Here is an 18,781-nt window from a genome sequence, read left to right as displayed (position 1 = left end):
AAGTACCCCCTACGTTACCCAGAGCGGCGCCCCGGGCGCATGAGTTGGGGTGTCCGTACGCCAAGGGCGAACGCGTGTTTCACGCCAGATGTTCCCCGAGCAGGGCAAACGCCGCCCGGACCGAGGACGTCCTGATCAAGTCGCGATCGCCGCTCAAGGTCAGGGTCCGGACTGTGCGTGTTCCCGGGCCGGCCAGCCCGACGTGCACCGTGCCCGGGGCGACCCCGTCCTGCGGCGACGGCCCGGCCACGCCGGTGAGCCCGAGCCCCCAGGTAGCGCCGCACTTTTCGCGCGCGCCCGCGGCCAGCTGAACCGCGACTTCGGGGTGGACGGCGCCGTGCTCGGCCAGCAGCTGCGGGTCGACGCCGGCCAGGACCGCCTTCAGCTCGGTGGCGTACACCACGAGGCCGCCACGCAGGGCCGCGCTCGCGCCGGGCACGCGGGCCAGCGTCGCGCAGACCAGACCGGCGGTCAGCGACTCGGCCGCGGCGACGGTCTCTCCGCGCCCGGTGAGGGCCGCGACGAGCGCGGCGGCCTGCTCGTCGCCGGTCGCACCCGGCCCGTTCCCGGCCAGGTCGGTGTCGGCGCGGCCCGCGGGCGAATCGGCCACTTCAGCTCCCCGTCACGCGTCGCCCGGCCGCGCGCAGCCGGATCGCGCGGACCAGGTAGTCGACGCCCGTCACCACCGTCAGCACCAGGGCCAGGCCCATCAGCGCCCAGCGGACCGGGCCCGCGCCGGACGGCAGCGGCAGCAGGTACGCCACGATCGCGGCGATCTGCGCCATCGTCTTGGCCTTGCCGCCGCGGCTGGCCGGGATCACGCCGTGCCGGATCACCCAGAACCGCAGCAGCGTGACGCCGACCTCGCGGACCGCGATGACGATCGTGACCCACCAGCCCAGCTCGCCGAGGACGCTCAGCCCGACCAGCGCCGCGCCGGTGAGCGCCTTGTCCGCGATCGGGTCGGCGATCTTGCCGAAGTCGGTGATCAGGCCGTACTTGCGGGCCACCCAGCCGTCCAGCTGGTCGGTGGCCGACGCGACGGCGAACAGGCCCGTCGCCAGCGCCCGCCACGTCGTGTCGTGGCCGCCGTCGACGAACAGCGCGACGACGAACAGCGGCACCAGGACCAGCCGCGACAGCGTCAGGAGGTTCGCGACGTTGAGCGTCGGCACCGGCGTGGCGACCGGGACCTGAGCGGGGCCTTCGTGGCTCGTGCCCTCGCCGGGGAGCGCACTCACCGGTCGGCGTCCGGGACTGCGCGGACGATCAGGTCCACGCCCGCCGAGTCCACGACCTCGCACCGCAGGAAGTCGCCGACCTGCACCTTTTCCGGCGCGTCGAGGATGACGCACTCGCCGTCGACCTCCGGGGCCTGGTGCGCGGCGCGGCCGGTCAGCTCGCCGTCGTCGTCCTGCTCGACCAGCACGTCGACGAACGTGCCGATCCGGTCCTCGGCGCGCTGCGCGGTCAGCTCCTCGACCAGCGCCGAGATCCGCGTGACGCGCTCGGCGACCACCTCGGGGTCGAGCTTGCCGTCGAAGGTTTCGGCCTCGGTGCCGTCCTCGTCCGAGTAGCCGAAGACGCCGACCGCGTCGAGGCGCGCGCCGGTCAGGAACCGCTCCAGCTCCGCCAGGTCGTGCTCGGTCTCGCCCGGGAAGCCGACGATGACGTTGGTCCGGATGCCCGCCTCGGGCGCGTACTCGCGGATCTGCTCGCACAGCGCCAGGAACGAGTCGGTCGAGCCGAACCGGCGCATCCGGCGCAGCACCTGCTCGCTGGAGTGCTGGAACGACAGGTCGAAGTACTCGGCGACCCCCGGCGTGGTCGCGATGGCCTTGACCAGCTGCGGGCGCGTCTCGGCCGGCTGCAGGTAGGAGACGCGGACGCGCTCGATGCCGTCGATCCCCGCCAGCCGCGGCAGCAGCCGCTCCAGCGCGGTGGCGCCGTCGCGGCCGAAGTCCTTGCCGTAGGACGTCGAGTTCTCGCTGACCAGGAACAGCTCCTTGACGCCGTGCTCGGCCAGCCACATCGCCTCGGCGACGATCTCGTCGGGCTGCCGCGAGACGAACGAGCCGCGGAACGACGGGATCGCGCAGAACGAGCAGCGCCGGTCGCAGCCGGAGGCGATCTTCAGCGCGGCCACCGGCGAGTCGTCCAGGCGGGTGCGCAGCACCCGCGGCCCCCAGCCGTGCCCGGGGACCTCGACCGTCTCCGCGGCCGCGGGCCGCTCGACCGGGCTGATCGGCAGCAGCTTGCGCCGGTCGCCGGGCGTGTGCGAGGCGATCTTGCGGCCGGCGACGACGTCGTCGAGCCGCGCGGAGAGGTCGGCGTAGTGGTCGAAGCCCAGCACGGCGTCGGCCTCGGGGAGGCTGTCGGCGAGCTCGTGGCCGTAGCGCTCGGCCATGCAGCCGACGGCGACGACCTTCTTGCCCGTGTCGGACGCCGCCAGCAGCGTGTCGACGGAGTCCTTTTTGGCCGACTCGACGAAGCCGCAGGTGTTCACCACCACGACGTCGGAGTCCTCGGGGTCGGCCGCCAGCTCCCAGCCGCCGGCCGCCAGGCGGCCCGCCAGCTCCTCCGAGTCGACCTCGTTGCGGGCGCAGCCGAGGGTCAGCAGGGAGACGCGGCGGGGGGCGGCGGAGTCCGTGGCAGGGGAAGGCACGACGTTCAGGGTAGCCGCCGGGCCCGGGCGGCCCGACGACGGCGTAGCCCGGTCGTGTCGGCGACGGCGCCGGGCGATGTGGCAGTGTTGACGATCGTGCCGTCCGCCTCGCCCGTCGTCCGCCGCGCGCGGATCGCCGACGTCCGCAAGATCAAGGCCCTCGTCGACTCGGACGCCGGCCGCGTCCTGCTGGAAAAGGACCTGGTCACGCTGTACGAAGCCGTCCAGGAGTTCTGGGTCGCCGAGGTGGGTGACGAGGTCGTCGGCGCGGCGGCGCTGCACGTGCTCTGGGAGGACATCGCCGAGCTGCGGACCGTGGTCGTCGACAAGGCCGTCCGCGGCCAGGGCGTCGGCCGGGTGCTGGTCGCGCGGCTGATCGACGAGGCCCGCGAGCTCGGCCTGCGCCGGCTGTTCGTGCTGACCTTCGAGACCAGCTTCTTCGCCGGCCACGGTTTCGTGGAGATCCAGGGCACGCCGGTGTCGCACGAGGTCTACGAGGAGATGCGGCGCTCCCACGACACCGGCGTCGCGGAGTTCCTCGACCTGCCCTACGTGAAGCCGAACACGCTCGGCAACTCCCGGATGCTGCTCGAACTGTGAGCCCCTGCCGCCCGGATTCTGAGGTTTACCCCTGACCTGGCGTCCGGGCGGTGACCGGCGCCACCCCGATGCCTCAGGATGATCAGGTCATTTCTCCACCTGAGCAGCAAGGAACGCACAAGATGCGCACGACACTGCGGAACCTGGGGGCCACCGTCGCGGTGGCCGCGACTGTCGGCGGAGGCGCCCTCCTGGGCGCCGGCACCGCGGCGGCCGTCGACATCCCGACGGTCACCGACCAGTACCTCTTCCACACCTCGCTCTCGAACTTCGAGACGATCCGGAACCAGGCGCCCTACAACGGCCAGCTCGACTGGTCGTCCGACGGCTGCTCGTGGGCGCCGGACAACCCGTTCGGCTGGAAGTTCCTCCCCGGCTGCCACCGGCACGACTTCGGGTACCGCAACTACAAGAAGCAGGGCCGGTTCACCGAGGCGAACCGCCTGAAGATCGACGACAACCTGTACTCGGACCTCAAGAGCGTCTGCGGGTCCAACGTGGCCTGCAAGGGTGCGGCCTGGACGTACTACCAGGCCGTCCGCAAGTTCGGCGGCTGAGCCCGGCTCCCCCTGGCCCGGGCGGGCACCGGTCCGGGCCAGGATGGCGGAATGGAGATCGACCACCTGCTCAGCACGACCCGCGCGGTGCGCCGCAAGCTGGACCTCGACCGCCCGGTCGAGCCCGAAGTCCTCGAAGAGTGCCTGAACCTGGCGCTGCAGGCCCCGACACCGGGCAACGTCCAGGCGTGGCGCTGGCTGGTCGTGCGCGACCAAGGCGTCAAGGACCGGCTCGGCGTGCTCTTCCGCGAAGTCGGTGAGGCCTACCTCGCGGAACGGGCGAAAGACGCCGGCTCGCGGGCGCTGGCGTCCGGACTGCACCTGATCGACGTGATCGAGCGGGTCCCGGTGTTGGTCATCCCCGTCCTGGCGGGGCGTCCGACCGGCGGCAACGCGGCCGACGCGGCCTTCTACGGCGGCATCTTCCCGGCGGTGTGGAACTTCCAGCTGGCGCTGCGCTCGCGCGGGCTGGGCTCGACGCTGACGACGTACCACCTGGCCCGTGAGGCCGAAGCGGCGGCGATCCTCGGCATTCCCGAAGGGCACACGCAGGCCGGGCTGCTGCCGGTGGCGTACACGACGGTGCCGGACTTCAAGCCCGCCGCGCGGACGCCGCTGTCCGAAGTGGCCTTCCTGGACCACTGGGGCACGCCGCTCAGCTGATCCGGACCGTGGCCTCCCGGCCGTCTTCGCTCACCGACACCAGCTCGACGCGGCCGGCGGCGAACGAGGTCGCCTGCGGGCCGGTCCGGGGACCACTGTGCAGCTCGGCCGTGGTGCTTTCCCCGCGGCCGGGCTCGCTCAGCAGGAAGGCCAGCGTCGCCTCGCCCTGCCAGACGCACGTCATGCCCGGGCGGCACCGCGAGTCTTCGACGAGCCGCAGGTAGCGGACCGTGAGGTCCTTGCCCTGGATCGCGGCTTCCTGGCCGAGGCGCAGGACGACGTCGCCCCGCGGCGCGGCGCTGACGGTCGAGGGCGCCACCGGCCGGGCCGGGACCGGCTGCCCGGCGGCGACCGAGCTCCCGGCGCCCAGCGCGACGACGGCCGAGGCGCACACTCCGGCTGCGATGCGTTGGAAGTCCACGCGCTCAGGACGGAGCGACCGCGGCCGCGGGTTGCACCGGGCTACTCGTCTTCGTCCTGGGGGGCCGGGCCCGGATCGCCGCCGCGGATCATGAACAGCACCGACTCCAGCTCCTCCGGCTTGATCAGCACGTCACGGGCCTTCGAGCCCTCCGACGGGCCGACCACGCCGCGGCTTTCCAGCAGGTCCATCAGCCGGCCGGCCTTGGCGAAGCCGACCCGGAGCTTGCGCTGCAGCATCGACGTCGAGCCGAACTGGGACGTCACGATCAGCTCGGCCGCCTGGAGCAGCACGTCGAGGTCATCGCCGATGTCCGGGTCGATCTCCTTCTTCTCGCCCGCCTTCGCCGCGGTGACGCCGTCCTGGTAGTCCGGCTGCGCCTGCTCCTTGGCGTAGTTGACGACCGCGGCGATCTCTTCGTCGCCGACGAAGGCACCCTGGATGCGGACCGGCTTCCCGGCGCCCATCGGCAGGTAGAGCGCGTCGCCCATGCCGATCAGCTTCTCCGCGCCCGGCTGGTCGAGGATGACCCGCGAGTCGGTCAGCGACGACGTCGCGAAGGCCAGCCGCGAAGGCACGTTGGTCTTGATCAGGCCGGTGACGACGTCGACCGACGGCCGCTGCGTGGCCAGGACCAGGTGGATGCCGGCCGCGCGGGCCTTCTGGGTGATCCGGACGATGGCGTCCTCGACGTCGCGCGGCGCGGTCATCATCAGGTCGGCCAGCTCGTCGACGATCGCCATGATGTAGGGGTAGGGCCGGTACTCGCGCTCGGACCCCGGCGGCGCGGTGATCTCGCCGGAGCGGACCTTCTTGTTGTAGTCGTCGATGTGCCGGACCTTGTTGACCTGCATGTCCTGGTAGCGCTGCTCCATCTCCTCCACCAGCCAGGCCAGCGCGGCGGCGGCCTTCTTCGGCTGGGTGATGATGGGCGTGATCAGGTGCGGGATGCCCTCGTACGGCGTCAGCTCGACCATCTTCGGGTCGATCAGGATCATCCGGCACTCGTCCGGCGTCGAGCGCGCGAGCAGCGACACGAGCATCGAGTTGACGAAGCTCGACTTACCGGAACCGGTGGAGCCCGCGACCAGCAGGTGCGGCATCTTCGTCAGGTTCGCGGTGACGAAGTGGCCCTCGATGTCCTTCCCGAGGCCGATCACCATCGGGTGGTTGTCCTTGACGGTCGCGGGCGCGCGCAGGACGTCGCCGAGGCGGACCATCTCGCGGTCGGAGTTCGGCACCTCGATGCCGACCGCGGACTTGCCCGGGATCGGCGCCAGCAGGCGGACGTTGTCCGTGGCCACCGCGTAGGCGATGTTCTTGGTCAGCGCGGTGATCTTCTCGACCTTCACGCCCGGGCCGAGCTCGACCTCGTAGCGGGTGACCGTCGGGCCGCGGGTGAAGCCGGTGACCTGCGCGTCGACGTTGAACTGCTCCAGCACGCCGGTGATCGCCTCGATCATGGCGTCGTTGGCCTTGCTGCGGGACTTCGGGGCGTCGCCGAGCTTGAGCAGGTCGGGCGGCGGGAGCTGGTAGTCGCCCTCGACGGTCCGGGTGACGGCGAGCGGCGGTTCGGCGGGCTTCTTCGGCTTCTTCTCGGGCACCTCGGCCGGTGGCTTGGGCAGCGCCTTGGGCGGCTTGATCGGCGTCGGCACCTCGGCCAGCGCGGCGTCGAGGTCCAGCTGCTCCGGGGTCTCGCCGGCCTGACGGCGGCGGGACGGCTTGCGCAGCCGAGCGGACTTCGGGTCGGCCTCGGTGACCTTCTCCTCGTCGGTGGCGAAGCCCGATCGCTGCTCCGCCTCGGCGATCTCGTCCTCGTCGAGGCCCCAGTTGCGCAGCCGGTGCGGGATCTCGCGGACCGGGGTGCCGGTGAACACGAGCACGCCGAAGACCAGCGCGAGGATGAGCAGCGGCACGGCGACCCAGGTGGTGACGCCCATGGTCAGCAGGCCGCCGGAGAAGGCGCCGATGATGCCGCCGGCGTACATGCGGCCGTCGTTGGTGGCCGGGAGCGCGGTGAAGATGTGCAGCATACCGAGCACGGACAGGACGACCATGATCGTGCCGATCACCATCCGCGGCCGCGTCTCGGGATGCGGCTCGGACCGCATCAGCGCGACGGCGACGACGACGAGGACCAGCGGCAGCGTGACGGCCCCGGCGCCGAGCACGGTCCGGGTGGCGATCTCGACCCCGGCCCCGATCGGCCCGGCGGCCCGCCACCAGACCCCGACGGCCGCGACGATGGCCAGTGCGATGAGGCCGAGCGCGAGGCCGTCGCGGCGGTGCTCCGGCTCCAGCTCCCGGGTGCGGCCGACGGTGCGCGCCAGCGTCCCGATGCCTTTCGCCAGGAGGTTCCACGTGCCCCGGACGCCCTTGCCGAAGATCCCCGGTGTCTTGCGGCGGGGCGTGGGCTTGCGAGCCGGCGGACGTGACTTCGCGGGTGTACGCGGCTTACGCGCCGCTGCTCCCTTCGCGCCGCTTCCCGTGCTTCGCTTCCTCGTCGCCGACCCAGCCATGGTTCAACGGTAACCGGCCGTGGCCGTTCGTCCCATGTGCCACTCTCGGCCCAGGGTGAACTTCTGTCTCACAGTGGCGCTCGAGCGGCCATCCGGGTGAACGCCCCAAGGCGGCCTTGGTTGCGTCAGACGCACCGAAGGCCGCCTTGGGTGCGCCACCCATGTCCCCACCGCCGTCCTCAGCGGAGGCCACATCGGGGTGCTCGGGGCGGAGTGCGCATTCGGGTGACATCGGCGTCTGCCATGCTCTGCCCCATGGTCGCGCTGCACTCCGACAACACCGCCCGCCGGGCGCCCGCCATCTGGCGGACCATGCTCACCATCGACCGGGGGCTGGTCAACCTGGTCGGACGGCTGACCGTCACCGGCCGGATCCCGGCCCGGCTGCGCGGGAGGCCGCTGCTGATGGCCGCGAACCACATCGGTGTGTTCGACGCCTTCGTGCTCATGGCGGCGTGCAAGCGGATCGGCATCAACCCGCGGTTCATGCTGGCGGGCGGCATCCTCGACGCCCCGGTCATCGGGCCCGCCCTCAAGCTGAGCGGCCACCTGCGCGTCGACCGGAAGCACGCGACCACCGCCGTCGGGCAGTTCGCCGAGGCCGTCGAGGCGCTCAAGACCACGCGGGAGCCGATCATCGTCTACCCGGAGGGCCGGATCAGCCACGACCCGGGCCTGTGGCCCGAGCGCGGCAAGACCGGCGCCGCGCGGCTGGCGCTCGCGGCGGGCGTGCCCGTCATCCCGATCAGCCAGTGGGGCGCGCACGAGGCCGTCTACTGGGGCACCGAGACCGTCAACGGCCCGGCCGACCTCGTCCCGCTCGCCCGCTCCGGGCTGAGCGCCCCGCTGCGGCGTCCGCGGTTCAAGGTGCACTTCGGCGACCCCGTCGACCTGTCGGACGTCGAGCCGGAGCGGCCCGGCGCGGGCGTCCGCGCGCACGCGAAGATCATGCAGGCGATCACCGACGGGCTCGTCCCGCTGCGCCGCGACGAGCTCGACCGGCCCCGCTTCCACGACCCGACGCGGCCCACCGACACCGTCAGCCCGTGGCGGCCGCCGACGCCTTAGCCCGGCAGGTGTCCCGGACCTGGTGGAAGTTCGCCAGGTACTCGGTGTGCGGGCCGCGGCCCATGATCCGCAGCAGGTTCTCGTCCTCCTGCCGCAGCGACGACCACGCGTAGTTGTGGCTGCCGGTGTAGACGCGCGGCACGATGTCGTCGTCGAATCCCCCGTCGACGAGCAGGTACTTCGAGTGCACGCGGACGTCGATGCCCGGCCCGGCGGCGTAGTCGCACTTGGTCACCTGGATGCCGTTCAGCGCGTCCAGGACCGCCTGGCTCGCGTTGCTGTAGACGACGTCGACCCAGCAGCCGGCCTGCTTGAGCGCGGCCAGCTTCTGCGCGATGGCGGGCCGGGTGAAGGCCCACATCGCGATCCGGACGTCGGTCTGGTGCCGGGAGCCGTCGGTCTCGGTGTAGCTGCAGTGCACGGAGTTCAGCGTGCTGACGATCGTGTCGGTGCCCGGGTCTTCGAACGGCTTTCCGGCGCCTTCGTGCCGCGGGAAGAAGAACGCGCGGTAGTCCGTGCCCGAACCGGAGTCGCGGTAGTAGTCGTTGTTGCCGTCCTTGCTGTAGCGGTAGCGGCGCAGGTCCTCGAAGTACGCCCGGTAGGCGCCGAACGTGCCGGGGTCGCTGTAGGTGAACGCGTTGTTGTACGACTCGTTCGCATCCCAGACCCCGATGTTGGCCGAGGCGACGTACACGACGCCGGACCGGACGCTGCCGTCGTCGAGGCGGACCTTGGAGAACAACGCGAACTTGTTGTGGTTGTCGGCGTAGGCGGTGCTGTCGGACCACTGCTTGACGCGGGTGCCGATGCAGCCGCGCTTCGGACCCGACGGGAACTGGTCGCCGCAGGTCACCACCCAGCTCGGCTGGGTGTCGTCGGTGCCGAGGGCCGCCTTCAGCCGCGTGTGCGGTCCGTTGCCGGCCTGCCCCTGGTCGAGGATGATCTTGACGCGCACGCCGCGGTCGTGGGCGGCGACGAAGTGGTCGACGAGGTCGGGCGCGTCCGGGCTGTCGGCGGTGTCCGGGGTGTCGAACCCGAACACGGTCAGCCGGATCTCCTCCCCGGCCGGGACCCGGTCGATCAGGCCGGCCAGCTGGATGGCGATCGCGTTCTGCCGGGCGGGTGTCCCGGTCGGGTCGTTGAACACGGCGTGGCCGATCACCGGGTCCGGCGTGGCCGCGGCGGCGGCCGCCGGCACCGGGCCGGCCAGCGGCAGGGCCAGTGCGGCCAGGAGGGGCAGCAGCTTCATCGGCCCAGGACAGCGGACCGGCGTACAAGAGCCGTACATCCCGGATCATGGGACACGCCGCCGGGCACCCCTAGAGTCGGCGGACGTGAGCACACGGATCCTCGTCGTCTACTACAGCGCCACCGGGAACACCGCCGCCCTGGCCGAGTCGCTCGCCGCGGGCGCCCGGGAGTCCGGCGCCGGCGTGCGGGTGCGGACCGTGCCGGAAACCGTGCCCGCCGAGGCCGTCGCGAAGAACCCGCGCTGGCAGGCGTGGGTGGACTCGGGACCGCACCACGAGCTCGCCACCCTGGACGACCTCGAGTGGGCCGACGGGCTCGCCGTCGGCAGCCCGACCCGCTTCGGCGGCCCGGCCGCCCAGCTGAAGTCCTTTTTGGACAGTACCGGCGGGCTGTGGGCGCAGGGGAAGCTGGCGGACAAGGTCGCGACGTCGTTCACGACGGCCTCGACCAGCCACGGCGGCCTGGAGTCGACGCTGCTGGCGATCAACAACGTCTTCTACCACTGGGGCGCGATCGTCGTCCCGCTCGGCTACACCGACCCGCACCTGATGGAATCGGGCAACCCGTACGGTGGCTCGTTCGTGTCCCGCAAGTCGGCGGAGCCGGACGAGCTGGCCCTCGGCGCGCTGCGCGTCCAGGGGCGGCGGCTGGCCACGATCACGACGCACGTCGCGACCGGGTCGAAGCGGACCGAGTAACCGGAAAAAGAGCTTTGGCAGTGACGCGCCGGGCCCCTACAGTCGCGCCCGTGACCACCGAGCTGCCCGTCCTGCCCCCGCCCCGGGCCGCCCACCGCGCCCGCGGGACCACGCTCGTGCTGCTCGCCGCGCTGTTCTTCAGCACCTCGGGCACGCTCGGCAAGTCCGCGATGTCCGCCGGGTTCAGCCCGGAGCAGGTCGCCGCGATGCGGATCGGGCTCGCCGGGTTCGTGCTGCTCGCCGGGGTGGCGCTCACCGCGCCCCGGAAGCTGCGGGTGCGCCGGGCCGAGCTGCCGGTGCTCGGCGGCTACGGCCTGCTCGGGGTGGCCGGCGTGCAACTGCTCTACTTCGTCGCGGCCGGCCGGATCCCGGTCGGCATCGCGATCCTGCTCGAGTTCGTCTCGCCGGTGCTCATCGCCCTGTGGGTGCGGTTCGTGCGGCGGCACCGGCTGCCGCGGTCGGTGTGGGGCGGCATCGCGCTGGCGATGGCCGGGCTGGCGCTGGTCGCCCAGGTCTGGCAGGGCGTCACGCTGAACGGCGCCGGGCTGCTCGCCGGCTTCGGCGCGGCCCTGTGCTCGGCCGGGTACTTCCTGCTCGGCGAGCGCGCGGTGGCCGGCATCGACCCGCTGGGCCTGGTCACCTGGGGCATGGTGATCGGCGCGGTGCTGATCAGCTTCGTCGCGCCGCCGTGGACGTGGCCGGTCCGGCAGCTGGGTGCCGTCGTCGCGTTCGGCGCCTGGCACCCGCCGGTCTGGCTGCTGCTGGTCCTGCTCGTGCTGGTGGCGACGGTGCTGGCCTACGTCTGCGGGATCTCGTCGCTGCGGCACCTGCCGGCGTCGGTGGCGAGCGTGCTCGGGCTGGTCGAGCCGGTGATCACCACCGTGGCGGCGTGGGCGCTGATCGGCGAGGAGCTGACCTGGGTCCAGCTGCTCGGCTCGGCGATCCTGCTGGCCGGCGCCTCCCTCGTGCAGCGGAAGTCGGAGATCCTGGCGAGCTGAGTTCTGAGTCCGGCCTGCGACCCGACCTGCTGCAGCGGCACGTCCGGATGATCGCCCTCGGCGGCATCATCGGCGCGAGCCTGTTCACGATCGGCTGGCTGTACTGGTACTTCTGGGTCGGCGTGGTCGCGTTCGAAGCGGCGGCGGGCGCGAAGATCTTCCCAGGCCGGCTCCCCGGCGTGCCGCAATGGGTGTTCTCGCTGGCGCTGATGCTGCTGCTGACGGCGACGAACCCGGCGTCGGCGCGCTCGTTCGGCGAGACGGAGTTCTGGCTGGCGTCGGTCAAGGTCGCGACGATCGTGGTGTTCCTGGTGCTGGGCGTGCTGTTCGTGCCGGGGCTTTGGCCGGGCGCGCACTTCTCGGTGGGCAACATCGGCCTGGACGGGTTCGTCGCGAACGGCCCGTTTCGGTGGTGCACGGCGTGGTGATCGTCACCTTCTCGTACTTCGGCGCGGAGATCGTCACGATCGCGGCGGCGGAGTCGGACCGGCCGGAGACGGCGGTCCGCAAGGCGACGTCGACGATCGTCTGGCGCGTGATCGTGTTCTACGTCGGCTCGGTGGCACTGCTGGTGATGATCACGCCGTGGCGCGAGATCCCGAGCGAGACGAGCCCGTTCGCGGCGGCGTTCGCCCGGTTCGGCATCCCGGCGGCCTCGACGCTGGTGAGCGTGGTGGTGCTGACAGCGGCGTTGTCGGTGCTGAATTCCGGGCTGGACACGGCATCCGGATGCTGTTCGCGCTGCGGCGCCACCGATGGGCACCGGGCTGGATAGCGGACACGAATTCGCGCGGCGCGCCGTGGAAGGCGATCCTGGCGTCCGCTTCGGTCGGTTACGTGGCGGTGGTGATGAGCTACGTGTCCCCGGGCAAGATCTTCTCCTTCATCATCAATTCGGCGGGCGCGGTGGCACTGTTCGTCCCAGCTGCGGATGTGGGGGTATCCGTGGCTGAGCTGGGTGACCCTGGCGGTGGTGGCCTCGATGCTGTTCGTGGACGCCGACGCGCGGGCGCAGTTGTCCTTGAGCCTGCTCAGCTTGGCGGTGATCTTGGCCGTGTACGCGGTCATCCGCCGGCGATCCGGCTCAGCGCCCCGAAGAACACGTCCGTGATCTTCGCCGGGTCCGGGGCCAGGAACGCCTGGCCGCCCGTCGCCGCGGTCAGTGCGTCCAGCTCCGCCTTGTCCGCGTCCGGGCCGATGCCCACTCCGATCAGCGGGATCGGGCGGCGTGAGTCCCGCAGCTTCGCCAGCTCCGTCAGCAGGTCCGCCCGGGAAATTCCGTGCGGGTCCTCGTTGCGGCCGTCGGTCATCACGATCACCAGGTTGAGCCGGCCCGGCTCCCACTCGCGGCGTGCGGTCCGGTACGTGTCCAGCACGCTGTCGTACAGCGCCGTTCCGCCGTCCGGGGTGGCCTTCACCTGGGCCAGCTTGTCCAGCGCGCCGCTCGCCAGGTGCTGGGACACCGGGGCCATCGGCAGCAGCTCGCGATAATCCTTGTCGCCGTCGAGGCGCGTCGAGAACTCCAGCATCCGCAGCCGCGTCGCCGGCTTGAACAGGTGCATCGCCTTCGCCGCCGCCTGCATCGTCACCTGCATGCGGTTCAGCCCGGTGCCCGGCACCTGCGCGTTCATCGACCCCGACACGTCGACGAGCACCTGCACCCGCGCGCTCAGGTTGATGCCCGCCCACTGGTTGAGCAGTTCGTCGACCGCCGCCGCGGGTGGCACGTTCGCCGCGCGGATGCTCGGCGGTGAGACCCTCGGGTCGTCCGTGTGCTCGCGCAGCGCCTGCCCGCCCGCGGCGCGCAGCCCGGTTTTCTCGATCGCGTCGGCACCCGCGTCGCCGAGGACGGCTTCCCGCAGCGCCTCCACGATCGGGCGCTGCCGCGGCGTGATCCCGCCCAGCTCCGCGAACGGATAGTCCAAGGTGGGCACCGCGGTCGAGTAGACGGCGACCAGCGGCGACGTCGTGTCCTCGATGTTGTGGCGCAGCAAGGAGTTCTCCGACGCGGGGAAGGCCGTCACCGCGGCCGCGCCGCCGCCGTCGCTCGATCCCGGCAGCCGCGCGATCAGGTCCGTCTCCGCGCCCAGCGTGTTGGCCGAGAACCGCCGCAGCAGCGCGACGTACGCACCCGCCGGCTCGGCGGCCGCCTTGACGCTGTCCTTCAAGCCCAGCAACGCCAGCGCACCCACGGGGTCGCGGGCCGGGTCGGGCATCCCCGGGACGGCGCCGGGCGCGTTCAGGACGTCGGCCCACGTCGGCGTGTGCCCGGGCCAGCCGAGTCCCTTGGCGACGTCCTGGGCCACCGCCAGCACCACCGGCGAACTGGCCACCGACGACCCGGTTCCGGGGACGTCGGCGGCCCCGAGCTGGTGGGCGCGACGCAGCGCGAGCGTCGAGTCCGGCACCCACACCTGCGGCCGCGGGCTGCCGTCGGAGAGCGCGAGCCGCTCCGCGGCCTGCGTCGCCTCCCTGGTCTGAACCTCGACGCTGCCGCACGCGATGCCGAGCCCGCGCGCGACGAGCGACAACGCCGGTGCGATGTCCGGGGACGCGGTGACGAGAACGTGAGCGGGCTGCTCGCAGGCGGGCTTCGCGGTCACGACCGAGACGGTCACCCAGGCCGCGGCCCCCAGGACGACGACGAGACCGGTCGCCAGGGCGGGCACGAGCAGCCGGCGTCGTCTGCCGTCCGAGTGACGTCCCATCGGCGCGGCCTCTCTTGCCGAGGCGGGGTGGGACCCAGGTTAGCGCTCCGCAAACCGGACGGTCTTGGTCCGGATGGCCTAACAGCCCGCAAGGGGCCGGCTCATCCCCGGGAAGGACCCGGACCGGCCCGGAGCGGGATGTCCGCGGCCGCGCCCGGCGGAAGACTGGACCGCGTGAAGCCGACACGAGCCGAACAGCGCCGGGCCCGCCGGGCCCTGCTCCGCCAGACCGCCACCGTGGCCTTCGCGCTGCTCCTGCCGCTGGGGCGCCGGAAAGCCGTGAAGGCCACCTCGAGGGACCTTGCGTCCGTCGAGGTGGCCTTCACGGCGTTGCGAACCGGCTAGACCGGGATGACCGTCGGGACGATCATCGGGCGGCGGCGATAGGTGTCGGCCACCCAGCGGCCGACCACCCGGCGGACCGCCTGCGCGATGCGGTGCGTGTCCGTGATGCCCTCGGCTTCGGTGCGCGCCAGCTCCATCTCGACCAGCGGCACGACGGCGTCGAGTGCCTTCGGGTCGTCGGAGAAGCCGCGGCCGGCCACCGTCGGGCTGCTGACCGCGCGGCCCGTGTTCGAGTCCACCGCGACGTTGATCGCGATGAACCCGCCCTCGCCGAGGACCAGCCTGTCCGACAACGTCGACTCGCCGACGTCGCCGACCGACAGGCCGTCGACGTACACGTGCCCCACCTCGACGCGGCCGGTGCGGGACGCCTTGCCGTCGACCAGGTCGACGACCACGCCGTCCTCGGCGATGACCACGTTCTCCGGCGCGACGCCCGTGCGGATCGCCAGCTCGCCGTTGGCGCGCAGGTGCTTCCACTCGCCGTGGACCGGCATCACGTTGCTCGGGCGCACCGCGTTGTACAGGTACAGCAGCTCGCCCGCCGACGCGTGGCCGGACACGTGGACCTTCGCGTTGCCCTGGTGGACGACGTTCGCGCCCAGCCGGGTCAGGCCGTTGACGACGCCGAACACCGCGGTCTCGTTGCCCGGGATCATCGAGCTGGCCAGCACGACGGTGTCGCCCGCGCGGATCGAGATCTGCCGGTGCTCGCCGCGCGCCATCCGCGACAGCGCCGACAGCGGCTCGCCCTGCGAACCGGTCGAGACGAACAGGACCTTGCTCTCCGGCAGCGTGCTCGCCTGGTCGAGGTCGACGAGCAGGCCGTCCGGCACGTTCAGCAGGCCCAGCTCGGCCGCGATGCCCATGTTCCGGACCATCGACCGGCCCACGAACGCGATCCGGCGGCCGTGCCGCTGCGCGGCGTCGAGCACCTGCTGGACGCGGTGCACGTGGCTGGCGAAGCAGGCCACGATCACGCGCTGGTCGACCTTGCGGATGACGTCGTCGAGCACCGGGCCGATGTCGCGCTCGGGCATCACGAACCCGGGCACCTCGGCGTTGGTCGAGTCGACGCAGAACAGGTCGACACCCTCGTCGCCGAGCCGGGAGAACCCGGCCAGGTCGGTGAGGCGCCCGTCGAGCGGCAGCTGGTCGAGCTTGATGTCGCCGGTGTGCAGGACCACGCCCGCCGGGGTGCGGATCGCGACCGCGAGCGCGTCCGGGATGGAGTGGTTGACCGCGAAGAACTCCAGGTTGAACGCGCCGACGTCGCGGCGCTCGCCTTCGCGGACCTGGATGAGGTTCGGCCGCTGCCGGTGCTCCTTGGCCTTGGCCGCGAGCAGGGCGTTGGTGAACTTCGAGCCGTAGATCGGCAGGTCGGGCCGCAGGCGCAGGAGGAACGGGACGGCGCCGATGTGGTCCTCGTGCCCGTGGGTGAGCACGAGGCCGTCGATGTCGTCGAGGCGGTCCTCGATGGCGCGGAAATCGGGCAGGATCAGATCGACGCCCGGCTGGTCGTCCTCGGGGAAGAGCACCCCGCAGTCGACGATGAGCAGCCGGCCGCCGAATTCGAAGACGGTCATGTTGCGCCCGACTTCGCCGATGCCGCCCAGCGCGACGACGCGCAGGGCTCCCTCGGGCAGTTCGGGCGGGGCGTTGGTGGGGCCTGGACCTGGGGGAAGTGAGCTCACCGAGGCAGGGTCCCAACGCTGGTGTGCGAGGTCGGCGCGACGTAGGCCGCTCGCGAGTCTGCTTGTGCCACCCGCTCACCATGCCAGTCCTGGGCCGCCGTGTCGCCCAGCGGCACGCCGCCCTGGGCGAGATCGGCGGCGATCGCGGCCGTCTGCTCGGCGCTCGGCGCCACGATCGGCAGCCGCGGGTCGCCGATGTCGAAGCCGCGCAGCCGCAGCGCCGCCTTGCTGAACGCGACCCCGCCGACCCGCGACATCGCGCGCAGCACCGGCAGCATGCCGCGGTGGTTGGTGCGCGCGGTCGACGTGTCGCCGTTTTCGTAGGCGTCGATCATCGCGCGGATCCGGCCCGCGACGACGTGACCGATCACACTGACCACGCCGACGCCGCCGACGGAGATCCACGGCAGGTTGAGGCCGTCGTCGCCCGAGTAGTAGGCCAGGTGGGTGTTGGCGATGACCTCGGAACCGGCGATCAGGTCGCCCTTGGCGTCCTTGACCGCGACGATCCGCGGGTGCTCGGCCAGCCGCAGCAGCGTGTCGACCTCGATCGGCACGACCGAGCGCGGCGGGATGTCGTAGAGCAGCACCGGCAGGCCGGTGCTGTCGGCGACGGCCGTGAAGTGCGCGTACAGCCCGGCCTGGCTGGGCCGCGAGTAGTACGGGGTGACGACCAGGAGGCCGTGCGCGCCGGCCGCTTCGGCCTGCTTCGCCTGCTCGATGCTGTGCGCGGTGTTGTTGGTGCCCGCGCCGGCCACGACGGTCGCGCGGTCGCCGACGGCCTCGACCACCGCGCGGATCAGCTCCTGCTTCTCCGTGTCGCTCGTGGTCGGGCTCTCGCCGGTGGTGCCGTTGATGACGAGACCGTCGTTCCCCAGCTCCACGAGGTGCTCGGCGAGCTCCTGCGCCCGCTTCAGGTCCAGCGCGCCGTCGGCGTCGAAGGGCGTGGCCATCGCGGTGAGCACGCGCCCGAAGGGCCGCCCGGGCGCTGCGGTAGGTGGGTTGGACATGCCCAGACGGTACCCCGTCGGACCGACGAAAACCGCGCCGACCTGGTCACGCCGGGGAAGTACGGAGGATTTCCGCACGCGCGCCGCTCGTCGCGGAACTTCTACTTGACCTTGGTCACGATCGGGGCGGTGAGCGGGCCGCCGTCGGCGCGGGCCAGGACGCAGTAGAACTCGCGGGTGGGCTCCTCACTGCTCTTCGACGGCACGCGGTCCCACTCCGCCTGGGTGGGCACCAGCGCGCGGTAGGTGAGGTCCGCGCGGTTGGCCTCCGGGACGATCGAGGACCGGAACGCGGTCGCGCACGCCGCCTCGGCGCTCGCCGTCACGGCCGGCAGCCCCGGGTAGGCGGCCACCTTGGCGTCGTCGGAGTTCCAGTTCTCGACCGAGATGAGGTTCCCGATCTCGTAGACCTCGAGCGTGTGGCTCTTGCCGCACTCGATCTTGTTGTCGTCTTCGCTGATGATCGAGCCGTCCTGGACCGGGGCGTTGAAGCACCGGTAGTAGCCGCCGATGTCCGTGCGCAGCTGCCCGCCCACGCCGTAGGTCATGGTCGGCTGCTTCTGCTTGTCGGCCGCGGGCGTCTCGTAGGCCTTCCCGGCGAAGAACCCGCCGACGAGCGCGCCGATCACGAGCACCGCGGCGGCCGAAAGCCACCACGCGCGGTGATTCTTCCGCTCGGGCGCCGGGGCGCTCAGCATCGCTGTCCCCTGCGGCGGGGTGGGCCGCATGCCCTGCGCGGTGGCCAGGAGGTTCTGCGCCTGCGCGGCGGTGAGCCGGGCGTCCGGGTTGGCGACGAGCAGGCCGAGGATCGCCGCGGCGATCGGGCCCTGGGCGCGGGTCGGGTACGGGATCTCGGTCATGATCGCGTGCAGGGTCGCGGGCGTGGTCGCGCGCTCGAACGGGATCGTGCCTTCGACGGCGAAGAACAGCGTCGCCCCGAGCGACCACAGGTCGGACGCCGGCAGCGCTTCGCGGCCTTCGACGCGTTCGGGCGCCATGAACGCGGGCGAGCCGACGATCATGCCGCTGGTGGTCAGGCGCGGGTCGTCGACGGCGTGGGCGATGCCGAAGTCGGTGAGCTTCACGCGGCCGTCCGGCGCCACGAGGATGTTGGCCGGCTTGACGTCGCGGTGCACGATCCCGGCGGCGTGCGCGGCCTGCAGCGCGGCGAGCACCCGCTCCCCCACCTGCGCGGCCTGCGCGGCGGGCATCGGCCCGTGCCGGCGCACGAGCTCGGCGAGGCTGGGCGCTTCGACCAGCTCCATGACGATGAAGGTGGTGCCACCGTCGGTCACGACGTCGTAGACGGTGACGATCGCCGGATCGTTGAGCCGCCCGCCGGTGCGCACCTCCCGCAGCGCGCGTTCGGAGAAGACGGCGGCGGACTCGGCGTCGGGCAGCCGCAGCTCCTTGACGGCGACCTGCCGCCCGATGACCTGGTCCTGGGCCCGCCAGACGACGCCCATGCCCCCGCGGCCGAGCTCGCCGAGCAGCAGGTACCGGCCCGCGACCACCCGCTGGCCGGGCATGGCGGGCGCCTGCGGCGGATAGGGGCGGGTCTGTTCGTCGGTCACGGTGCTCCTT

17 protein-coding genes and 1 pseudogene are annotated in these 18,781 nt (G+C 72.1%); 8 read left to right on the top strand and 10 right to left on the bottom strand.

Going from position 1 to position 18,781, the window contains the following annotated elements; all coding sequences use genetic code 11:
* Positions 1-79 precede the first annotated feature (79 nt).
* The 3 genes from BT341_RS20365 to rimO are packed head-to-tail and all read right to left on the bottom strand — an operon-like array spanning position 80 to position 2,665.
* Positions 80-574: a CinA family protein gene (locus BT341_RS20365; RefSeq protein ID WP_072482072.1), complete on the bottom strand. Its 495-nt coding sequence runs from the start codon at positions 572-574 to the stop codon at positions 80-82.
* A 37-nt stretch (positions 575-611) separates the two neighbouring features.
* Complete coding sequence (gene pgsA, locus BT341_RS20360; RefSeq protein ID WP_072477805.1) at positions 612-1,241, bottom strand: CDP-diacylglycerol--glycerol-3-phosphate 3-phosphatidyltransferase; 630 nt, start codon at positions 1,239-1,241, stop codon at positions 612-614.
* Complete coding sequence (rimO, locus tag BT341_RS20355) at positions 1,238-2,665, bottom strand: 30S ribosomal protein S12 methylthiotransferase RimO (protein WP_072477804.1); 1,428 nt, start codon at positions 2,663-2,665, stop codon at positions 1,238-1,240. The genes pgsA and rimO overlap by 4 nt, the downstream gene beginning before the upstream one ends.
* A 96-nt stretch (positions 2,666-2,761) precedes the next feature.
* On the opposite strand from rimO, the gene BT341_RS20350 reads away from it, so the two are divergent.
* The 3 genes from BT341_RS20350 (at position 2,762) to BT341_RS20340 (ending at position 4,485) form a co-directional block, all read left to right on the top strand.
* The gene (locus tag BT341_RS20350) at positions 2,762-3,265 is read left to right on the top strand and encodes an amino-acid N-acetyltransferase (protein ID WP_072482071.1); all 504 of its coding nucleotides are present in this window, start codon (positions 2,762-2,764) and stop codon (positions 3,263-3,265) included.
* Positions 3,266-3,387: 122 nt separating this feature from the next.
* Entirely contained in the window at positions 3,388-3,822 is a 435-nt protein-coding gene (locus BT341_RS20345; protein WP_072477803.1) for a phospholipase, read from the top strand.
* Positions 3,823-3,873: 51 nt separating this feature from the next.
* Positions 3,874-4,485: a nitroreductase family protein gene (locus BT341_RS20340; RefSeq protein WP_072477802.1), complete on the top strand. Its 612-nt coding sequence runs from the start codon at positions 3,874-3,876 to the stop codon at positions 4,483-4,485.
* Here the strand turns inward: BT341_RS20340 and BT341_RS20335 are convergent.
* Complete coding sequence (locus tag BT341_RS20335) at positions 4,478-4,906, bottom strand: hypothetical protein (RefSeq protein ID WP_245805040.1); 429 nt, start codon at positions 4,904-4,906, stop codon at positions 4,478-4,480. The two genes, BT341_RS20340 and BT341_RS20335, sit on opposite strands and share 8 nt — an antisense overlap.
* A 41-nt stretch (positions 4,907-4,947) precedes the next feature.
* Positions 4,948-7,425: a DNA translocase FtsK gene (locus tag BT341_RS20330; RefSeq protein WP_072477801.1), complete on the bottom strand. Its 2,478-nt coding sequence runs from the start codon at positions 7,423-7,425 to the stop codon at positions 4,948-4,950.
* 255 nt (positions 7,426-7,680) lie between these two features.
* Here BT341_RS20330 and BT341_RS20325 point away from each other — a divergent pair, with 255 nt between their 5' ends.
* On the top strand, positions 7,681-8,493 hold the full coding sequence (locus BT341_RS20325) for a lysophospholipid acyltransferase family protein (protein ID WP_072482069.1): 813 nt from the start codon (positions 7,681-7,683) through the stop codon (positions 8,491-8,493).
* On the opposite strand, the gene BT341_RS20320 is transcribed toward BT341_RS20325, so the two are convergent.
* Positions 8,465-9,742, bottom strand: coding sequence for a phospholipase D-like domain-containing protein (locus BT341_RS20320; protein ID WP_072477800.1), 1,278 nt, complete (start codon positions 9,740-9,742; stop codon positions 8,465-8,467). The genes BT341_RS20325 and BT341_RS20320 overlap by 29 nt on opposite strands.
* 85 nt (positions 9,743-9,827) lie before the next feature.
* On the opposite strand from BT341_RS20320, the gene wrbA reads away from it, so the two are divergent.
* The 3 genes and pseudogenes from wrbA to BT341_RS20305 all read left to right on the top strand — a co-directional run bounded on the left by wrbA (position 9,828) and on the right by BT341_RS20305 (position 12,551).
* Entirely contained in the window at positions 9,828-10,442 is a 615-nt protein-coding gene (gene wrbA, locus BT341_RS20315) for an NAD(P)H:quinone oxidoreductase (protein ID WP_072477799.1), read from the top strand.
* A 50-nt stretch (positions 10,443-10,492) separates the two neighbouring features.
* Complete coding sequence (locus tag BT341_RS20310) at positions 10,493-11,440, top strand: EamA family transporter (RefSeq protein WP_072477798.1); 948 nt, start codon at positions 10,493-10,495, stop codon at positions 11,438-11,440.
* Positions 11,437-12,551 (top strand): annotated as a pseudogene (locus tag BT341_RS20305) (amino acid permease). Before BT341_RS20310 ends, BT341_RS20305 begins: the two are co-directional and overlap by 4 nt.
* On the opposite strand, the gene BT341_RS20300 reads toward BT341_RS20305, so the two are convergent.
* Positions 12,505-14,148 (bottom strand): substrate-binding domain-containing protein, encoded by a 1,644-nt coding sequence (locus BT341_RS20300; RefSeq protein ID WP_177328864.1) that lies wholly within the window; start codon positions 14,146-14,148, stop codon positions 12,505-12,507. The pseudogene BT341_RS20305 and the gene BT341_RS20300 overlap by 47 nt on opposite strands.
* A gap of 174 nt (positions 14,149-14,322) precedes the next feature.
* Between BT341_RS20300 and BT341_RS20295 the strand changes: the two genes are divergently transcribed.
* Entirely contained in the window at positions 14,323-14,493 is a 171-nt protein-coding gene (locus BT341_RS20295; RefSeq protein WP_177328863.1) for a hypothetical protein, read from the top strand.
* Here the strand turns inward: BT341_RS20295 and BT341_RS20290 are convergent.
* From BT341_RS20290 to BT341_RS20280, 3 genes are all read right to left on the bottom strand, one after another.
* Positions 14,490-16,187, bottom strand: a complete 1,698-nt coding sequence (locus BT341_RS20290; RefSeq protein WP_072477795.1) for a ribonuclease J — start codon at positions 16,185-16,187, stop codon at positions 14,490-14,492. The two genes, BT341_RS20295 and BT341_RS20290, sit on opposite strands and share 4 nt — an antisense overlap.
* Entirely contained in the window at positions 16,184-17,197 is a 1,014-nt protein-coding gene (gene dapA / locus BT341_RS20285; protein ID WP_072477794.1) for a 4-hydroxy-tetrahydrodipicolinate synthase, read from the bottom strand. The genes BT341_RS20290 and dapA overlap by 4 nt, the downstream gene beginning before the upstream one ends.
* A 101-nt stretch (positions 17,198-17,298) precedes the next feature.
* The gene (locus tag BT341_RS20280) at positions 17,299-18,771 is read right to left on the bottom strand and encodes a serine/threonine-protein kinase (RefSeq protein WP_072477793.1); all 1,473 of its coding nucleotides are present in this window, start codon (positions 18,769-18,771) and stop codon (positions 17,299-17,301) included.
* Positions 18,772-18,781: the final 10 nt, after the last annotated feature.

The sequence above is a fragment of the Amycolatopsis australiensis genome, assembly GCF_900119165.1.
GTDB lineage: Bacteria > Actinomycetota > Actinomycetes > Mycobacteriales > Pseudonocardiaceae > Amycolatopsis > Amycolatopsis australiensis.
Note: the sequence above shows the minus strand (reverse complement) of the source record. Positions and strands in the feature narration are given on the sequence as shown.

Coding starts and splice junctions, on each gene's coding strand:
- BT341_RS20345 (WP_072477803.1), top strand. CDS start 3,388: ATGCGCACGACACTGCGGAACCTGGGGGCCACCGTCGCGGTGGCCGCG.
- BT341_RS20340 (WP_072477802.1), top strand. CDS start 3,874: ATGGAGATCGACCACCTGCTCAGCACGACCCGCGCGGTGCGCCGCAAG.
- BT341_RS20330 (WP_072477801.1), bottom strand. CDS start 7,425: ATGGCTGGGTCGGCGACGAGGAAGCGAAGCACGGGAAGCGGCGCGAAG.
- BT341_RS20325 (WP_072482069.1), top strand. CDS start 7,681: ATGGTCGCGCTGCACTCCGACAACACCGCCCGCCGGGCGCCCGCCATC.
- BT341_RS20320 (WP_072477800.1), bottom strand. CDS start 9,742: ATGAAGCTGCTGCCCCTCCTGGCCGCACTGGCCCTGCCGCTGGCCGGC.
- BT341_RS20300 (WP_177328864.1), bottom strand. CDS start 14,148: ATGGGACGTCACTCGGACGGCAGACGACGCCGGCTGCTCGTGCCCGCC.
- dapA (WP_072477794.1), bottom strand. CDS start 17,197: ATGTCCAACCCACCTACCGCAGCGCCCGGGCGGCCCTTCGGGCGCGTG.